General features: G+C 67.0%; 3 protein-coding genes. 1 reads left to right on the forward strand and 2 read right to left on the reverse strand.

Annotation, left to right across the window (positions count from 1 at the left end; translation table 11 throughout):
• Nucleotides 1-382: 382 nt before the first annotated feature.
• Nucleotides 383-1102: a DUF8817 family protein gene (locus Dsi01nite_RS15215; RefSeq protein WP_203846778.1), complete on the reverse strand. Its 720-nt coding sequence runs from the start codon at nt 1100-1102 to the stop codon at nt 383-385.
• A gap of 484 nt (nt 1103-1586) precedes the next feature.
• Between Dsi01nite_RS15215 and Dsi01nite_RS15220 the strand changes: the two genes are divergently transcribed.
• Nucleotides 1587-2114, forward strand: a complete 528-nt coding sequence (locus tag Dsi01nite_RS15220; RefSeq protein ID WP_203846779.1) for a barstar family protein — start codon at nt 1587-1589, stop codon at nt 2112-2114.
• A gap of 74 nt (nt 2115-2188) precedes the next feature.
• On the opposite strand, the gene Dsi01nite_RS15225 is transcribed toward Dsi01nite_RS15220, so the two are convergent.
• Nucleotides 2189-6964 carry a polymorphic toxin-type HINT domain-containing protein gene (locus Dsi01nite_RS15225; protein ID WP_203846780.1) on the reverse strand — a complete coding sequence of 1592 codons (4776 nt, stop codon included), beginning with the start codon at nt 6962-6964 and terminating at the stop codon, nt 2189-2191.
• Between the last annotated feature and the right edge of the window lie 92 nt (nt 6965-7056).

Here is a 7056-nt window from a genome sequence, read left to right on the forward strand (position 1 = left end):
CTCCAGGGCTGCCGCATCCGGCGAGTGCGGCCAGTCCCGACAATGCAAGAAGATCACGACGCTTCACGAAGCAAGATCGTGCCACCGGTGCCAGCAGGGCACCTCCGGGATGCGACCCCGAGCTGACCCTGATGTCAGCAGGGTTCCCGACCGGCCCGTCGGACACGAGCCAGGCGATCCGGCCGGGATCCGGCGGCGGTCTACCACTCAGAGGCGGTTGCCTGCGCGGTCCGCGACAACCTGCGCGACTACGCCGCCGAGCAGGTTGGTGATCCCTTTTGTCGCCCTGCGGAGACGCCGATCGCGATGTTGGAGCAGAACGTCGACGCGCGCTTCTCGCCGATGAGAGGGCATCGTCTACATCTTCGCCGTACCCCCGAACTCATCGCAGCGCCGCTGCGAGGTCGGCAGCGATCTCGAAGGTCGGTGCCGCCCTTCCGGTCTGGTCCGCGTTCAGCGCGATGCGCTCGATGCGGGCCAGCATCTCCGTTGCGGTTTCCCGGTCATGCAGCGCCATCGCCAGTTCTGCGCGGTACACCAGAACCTCCACGTGGGTGACGGGGTCGTCGTCGGCCTGCGGGCGAGCCAACGCGCTGTCGAGGATGCGGACTGCCTGGCCGACGTCACCCTTGGAGTCGGCCAGCACGATGGCGTTCGCCAGCGCCTTGGCGAGTCGTCCGGCGGGTGCCGGTGCTGGAGTGGGCGTCGTGGCGGCGTTCTGGAAGACGCGGATCCAGTTGCCGCCCGGGTCGATGACGCTGAATCCGCCCAGCCCGTCGGCGTTCTTCCGAGCCCTGGGCCGGGTCATCCGCGGCATTCCGGACACCAGGACCTTGCCGTACGCGGCCCGCATGCCGGCGGCGAAAGCCCGGTGCAGCTCCGCGATGTCCGAGGTGATCACGAGGCAGGAGCCGTAGGACTGCGCTGGGTCGAACCCGGCAATCTCGAAGAACTGCAGGTGCAGGTCTTCACGTTGCAGTCCCACGCAGGGGTTGGGCTTGCGCTGCTTGTACGTCGTGCTGAAGCCGAGAGCCCCGTAGAAGGTGACGATGTCGTCGATCGACGCGCAGGGCAGCAGGGGGACGGTTACCTCGTTGGCCATGGCTCTTTCCTAGGCGTTACGGACGGTCCTTCGCACATGGAAATAGCCGATCATCGCCTGGTCCCATCCGATCGGCCGATGCGACCGCAGTCGGCGTGCAACTCGGCCAGGGGCGCGTACCCTCCACATCGGAGGCGCACGGCTTGTAGCGCCGCTCGAGCTGGCCGGGCGCGAACTCGAAGCCCTTCCCGATCCGCGACGCCTGGTTGTTTACCCCAACCGTCCGGCCATCAACACCCCTGGACGCGGATCCACCGGCGCCGCCACTGCGGGCAGCGTCGCCAGCCCCGAGGCCAGCAGCGACAACGACACCGTCACGGCCGTCGCTCCGACCGCTCGTCGCCGCCATCTTCGGACGTCCGGCAATGGATCTCAAACAGCGCGCAGAATCGACCGCGCCATGGCGCGTCCTCCCGTATTGCTTCATGCGTATGGATACCTAAATTCACAGGCGCTGAAATGGCGCGCTGTATACTCGACCGTCATGGCCGACCAATCCGATGAAGAAGACCTCGCGCTCATACTGATGGCCCCTTCGTTCGTGAGGATCTTCTACAGACGATCACTACTCGATGCCGATACCGCCTGGTTGTCATCGCACAACTACGAGGTGTTCACCTTCGACGCGACCCGCTGGGACAGCGAGGAGGCTTTCCATCAGGACATCGCACCGGCGTTGGATTTCCCCGACTATTACGGCGCCAATGTGCCGGCATTCGGCGACAGCCTTCGCAATGCCGTCGCCGACGGCTACATCTTCCGACCCGACGCGGCGGGCGTGGTGATCGTCATGACCGGATACGACTCATTTGTCAAGGTCGACGCCCAATTGGCCTGGGAGATTATCGAAGAGCTCGCCCAGCGCGCCCGGGCCGCGATGCTGTGCGGCAACCGGCTCCTGTGCCTCCTGCAATCAGATGATCCCGACATTTCGTTTCCGCCGGTCGGCGCCACCGCGGTCACCTGGGACAACGCCGAGTGGTTCCAGCACGACCGCACGCGGTCGACCTGAGCCGGCATTCTTCGCGGTGAAGCCGGTCGGGCCCGTTCCCAGCGCTGGGAACGGGCCCGACCGGCTTCACCGGGTCATCTCCTCCTGCAGGTGCACCAGCCGGCCCGCAGCAAGGACCAGGTACCGGGCCTGTAGTGAGGCGTGTAATAGACCTCGCCGCCGAGGCCGATCACGATACGTGACATTCCGCGGCTTCTGGCACCCGGATCGGTGGGCCATACATCCATTTCGGTCCAGTATCCGATCGGCCGCAGATGTCCGCCGTTGGGAATGTTGTGGCCGCCGTATGTGCCCGGCGGGTACCCCGCCCTGCCGCCCTGCTGCACGCCTTCCGGCGGCCTTCTGTGCTCGTCGTAGTGGTCGACCACCGCTTGAATCTGTTCGTGGAGATAGTCGTCCACCTCGCCGAGATCGAGGTCGCAGTTGTGCACCAGCACCGGCGAACCACCGGCTAGCACGTAATACGTGTGGACCTCGTCGACGGTGAGGTCCTGCATGACCTTGGTGGATTCGTAGGAACGGTTTTCCAGCACCGTCAGGATGTCGTCGCCGATCGTCCTGACCCGCTCGCCGACGAACAGTTCCGAGGCGGGCACCCACTGCTGGCGGGTGTCCGACCAGAACGGATGGAGTTGCGTGGTGTGCAGCGACTCGACGCCTTCCGAGTCGGCCACGACAAGATCCGTCAGATCCGTGTCGAGATTGACGTGCTTGCGCGTGACCACCCGCGCGGTCGTCTCGCCGGTTTCGGGGTCGGTGGCGACGACCTCGTCACCTTCCTTGATATCCCGGATCGGCTTCGACGAACCGTCCGCCATCCGCACGGGTGTGTCGGGGTCGAAGCTGTGTGTCGGACATCCCGTGGATTCGGACGGACGACCGCCGTTCTTGGCGTCGGCGACCTCGTCGGCCTTCTTCCCCCCGGCGCCGGCCGCGTCGTCGGCCAGGCCACCTGGTGCGTCGTCGGCCTTCTTGGCCCCGGCGCCGGCCTTCTGGGCGAGTTCGTCGGCCTTCTTCCTGGCCGCGGCGATCAGGTCGTCGGTGCGCCGGATGACGTCGTCGGCGATCTTGATCGCCCGTTGCCATGACTTGTATGCAACGAACGCTTTGTTGATGCCCTTGACGATCGCCTTGCCCGCTTTGAAGATCTTGCCCCACGGGATCATTCCGATGAGGGTGTTCACGCAGGCCCCGACGTCGCCCTTGGTGATGCAGTTGACGATGTCGGTGATGCCGAGGAAGTCGAGCAGGAAGGACAGGCCCTGTTCGACCAGCATGTCCATCATCGACTTCTTCTTCAGCGCCTCGGCCTCCAGGCGCGCCTTCTGGTCCTCGTCGGACAGCCCGCCGGGGTTGCCGGTCGGGTCACCCGGCGGCGCCGGCGGGGCCGGCGGCGGCGGGAACGCGTCCGGGTCGGCCGGGAACGCCTCACCGGACGGGTCCGCGTTGGTGACCGGCGCGTTGTTGCCATACGCGTAGCCGTTGAGCCGCTGCGGATCCTCCGGGATCGTCAACGGGTCCACGGAGACGAACCGGCCCAGCTTCGGGTCGTACTCCCGCGAACCGAGATGCGTGAGGCCCGTCGACTGGTCCTTCGTACCGCCGACAAAGCCCTTGTCACCGGGCCAGCCGACGACCGCCGTGCCGCGCTCCTCACCGAACGGCGTCGAGCGCCGCTTCTGCACCGTGCCGGTGACGGAGTCCATCGCCACCGTCGCTGTGCCCTGCGGGTCCGAGGCCAGGTAGGTCAGCTTGCCGTCGTTCGTGCGAACGGCGACCGTCATCCCGCCGTGGCTGTAGTACCGCGTCGCGGACTTCACGTTGGCGGTGCTGAGGTGCAGTTCCTGACCGGGCAGGTACAGCGTGGTCCCGGTGTCGTCGCGCCGGATCAGCCGGTTGCCGGAGGCGTCGTTGAGGAACCGGGTGATCTTCGAACCCTCGGTGACCTTGCTGAGCTTGCCTTCGGCGTCCCACTGCAGGTCCTGCGTGGCGCCGCCGACGACCCGCTGCGTGGTGTTGCCGCTCGCGTCGTACTGGTACGAGGTGAGCGTGCTGCCCCCGACGCTGGTGGTGTCGAGGCGGTGCCCGGCGGTGGCGTAGTTGTAGGTGGTGGTCGGCTCGCCGGGCAGCTCGTGGCGCTGCTCGGTGGTCCGGTTGCCGGTCTTGTCGTAGGTGTAGCTGCTCCAGTACTTCGCCGGGCCGCCCAGGCTCGCGACCGTGCGACCGCTGGCGGCACAGCTCGCCGTCGACGGCGTCCACGCCTCGGTCATCCGCCGCAGGTAGTCGTGGCTGAAGCACTGGTAGTCGGCCGCCTGCCCGGACGCGGTCGGCTGGTCGAAGACCGAGACCACGTTGCCGGAGGCGTCGTAGGTGTAGGTGGCGTTGTAGACGCTCGCGCCGCCGTTGGGCTTCGCGCTCGCCGTCACCAGGCGGCGGGTCGCCTCCTCATAGGTGAACTGCAGCAGCAGCGACTTCTTGCCCGACCCGGTCGCGCCGACCGTCACGCTCAGCGGCTCGGCGAACGAGTTGTACGCCGACGCCTGCACGTAGCTGGACGCACCCACGGTGGAGATCGGCAGACCCCACGCGTTGTACCGGGTGGTCAGCGTCTCCGCCGGCAGCGAGGCGAGCGCCGGCATCGTGGTGGTGTCGGGGGTGCCGTCGAAGTTGTACGTGGCCGAGTAGTCGTAGTTTCCGGCCAGCCCACCCTCGATCATCGGGATCGAGACTCGGGTCGTCGTGGGCCGCTGGAGCAGGTCGTATTCGACCACCGAGGTGCGGTACTCGTCGGAGCCGACCCACCGCGACGACGACGTCGGCAGGCCGAGCTTCAGGGTGTCGTACACCCAGCTCGTCAGCTTCTTCTCCGGCGTGGTCGTGATGTCCTTGACCTCGGTCGGCCGGCCGATCGCGTCATACGACATGCCGAGCTTGTTGCCGCGGGCGTCGGTGGTGGTCGCGACCTCGCCGTACTGGTTGTAGGTGAGCGTCGACTCGCCCCGGTCCGGTTCCTTCACCCGGTTCGGCCGGTGCAGGTCGTCGTAGAAGTACTCCCACTTGTTGCCGGCCGAGTCCTCGACGACGCTCTGCTGCCCGTCCTTCGCGTAGCTGAACTTCGTCTCGTCGTAGACCCCGGGCGCCTTGTACTGCCAGAGTTTCGAGACCCGGCTCCGCGCGTCGTAGGTCGCCGTGGTGGTCGTGCCGCCCGCCGGCGGGGTCACGGTCACCCGGTCCCCGTCATACGCAGTGGTGGTGCGCCATTTCTCGGCCAGCCCGGAGGCGGTGTGCCCGTACAGGATCTCCGCCGTGGTGCGGCCGGCCGCGTCGTATTCGGTGCGGACCTGGTTGGGCAGCGACGCCTCATTGACCGGCAGGAATGTGAAGCCGGGCGGGGCGTCGTTGGTCATCGGACCCGACCGCTTCACGATCCGGTTCTGGGTGTCGTACTCGATGGTGCTGACCGAACGACCACCGGTGGGGCTGGCGATCTGCGTCTGCCGCAGCCGCAACAGGCCGTCGTAGAGCTCGTACTTCGAGCTGTACTGCGGCGCGAACGTGCCCACCGGCTGCCCCGGCACCTGCGACGGCGACGGCGACTGGAGCGTCGACGTCATGACAACGGAGTAGCCGGTCTGGCTGATCACGTACGAATACGTGCTGTTCGGCGAGTCGACGCCGCGCTTGCGGGTCGGCCCCCACACGTTGATGACCCGGCCGAGCGCGTCGAGCTCCGCCTCGGTCGTCACGTCGTCGTTCGTGTCGTCGACCATCTTCACCGGCGCACCCCACGCCGGGTCGTTGTCGGTGTAGGTCACGTGCCCGATCGGGTCGGTGGTGATCACCCGCGTGATCGGGCCGTTGCCGGTCCGCACGTAGTCGCTATGGGTGAGGTTGCCCTTGACATCGGTCGAGTCCGTGACCCGGCCCGTCGCGTCGTAGACGGCCGTCGACTTCGTCTGGTACGTCGCCGTGCTCGCCGCCGCGCCCGTGTAGCCGTTGACCTCCTCGACCTTGGTGACCAGCCCGCGGTCACCGATCACGCCGAGGGTCGCGGACTGGTAGTAGTTGCGGGCGTCGGCCAGCACGTCGCCCTTGGCCGGGTTGGTCACCGAGCAGAGCACCGACAGCTGCTGCACCCGGATCGGCAGGTTGATCAGGTACTTGCCGGTGTTCGACGCGAACGTGTACTTCGTGCACTGGTCGTCGCTACCGTCGCCGACCACACCCTGGTTCTCGATCTGGGTGACCGTGCCGTCCGCGGCGAAGGACTTGACGACCTTCGTCTCCCGGACGTTCGTCGGGGTCAGGTACGTGTAGCCGTGGCTGACCTCGATGTCGGCCTTCGTGGCGTTGGTGGTGCCCCACGGCTTCGTCTGCGTCGCCTGCGCCGCCGACACCCACGGGTCGTCGATCGTCGTGCTCAGCCGGGTGGTCTCGCCGAGGAAGCTGGTCGACTCACGGGTCATGCCCGCGAACCGCTCCTCGTCCGGCACCGAACCGCCGCGGGAGTCGAGGACGTTGACCGTCTTCGTGCCACCGGAGCCGTTGCGGTCGCCGTTCATGCCCCGGAAGAACCGGGTCTCGGTCTTACGGCGCAGGCCGTCGGTGCCGTCGCCGGTGCGGGTGATGACCGTGCCGTAGCCCCGCCACTGCGACCACGTCTTGTCCTCGATCGGCACGATGCCGTCGATCTCGTCGAAGTGCCATGCGGCGTCGCCGACGTACTCGTAGTCGGTGACGACCGGCTGCATGCCGCTGTACGCGTCGGCCTGCGTGACCCGGTCGACCACGTACTTGTGGAACCAGTCGATGCGGTTCGGGTAGGCCTCGTCGACGCCCTTGACCGGCATGCACCGCAGTGTGTTCGCCTGCGGTGAGACGGGCAGGTTGGTGGTCGAGCAGTTCGTGGGCATGTAGCGGACCGCGATTTTGCCGCCGGACT

This window comes from Dactylosporangium siamense, from assembly GCF_016862795.1.
In the GTDB taxonomy this organism is placed as follows: domain Bacteria; phylum Actinomycetota; class Actinomycetes; order Mycobacteriales; family Micromonosporaceae; genus Dactylosporangium; species Dactylosporangium siamense.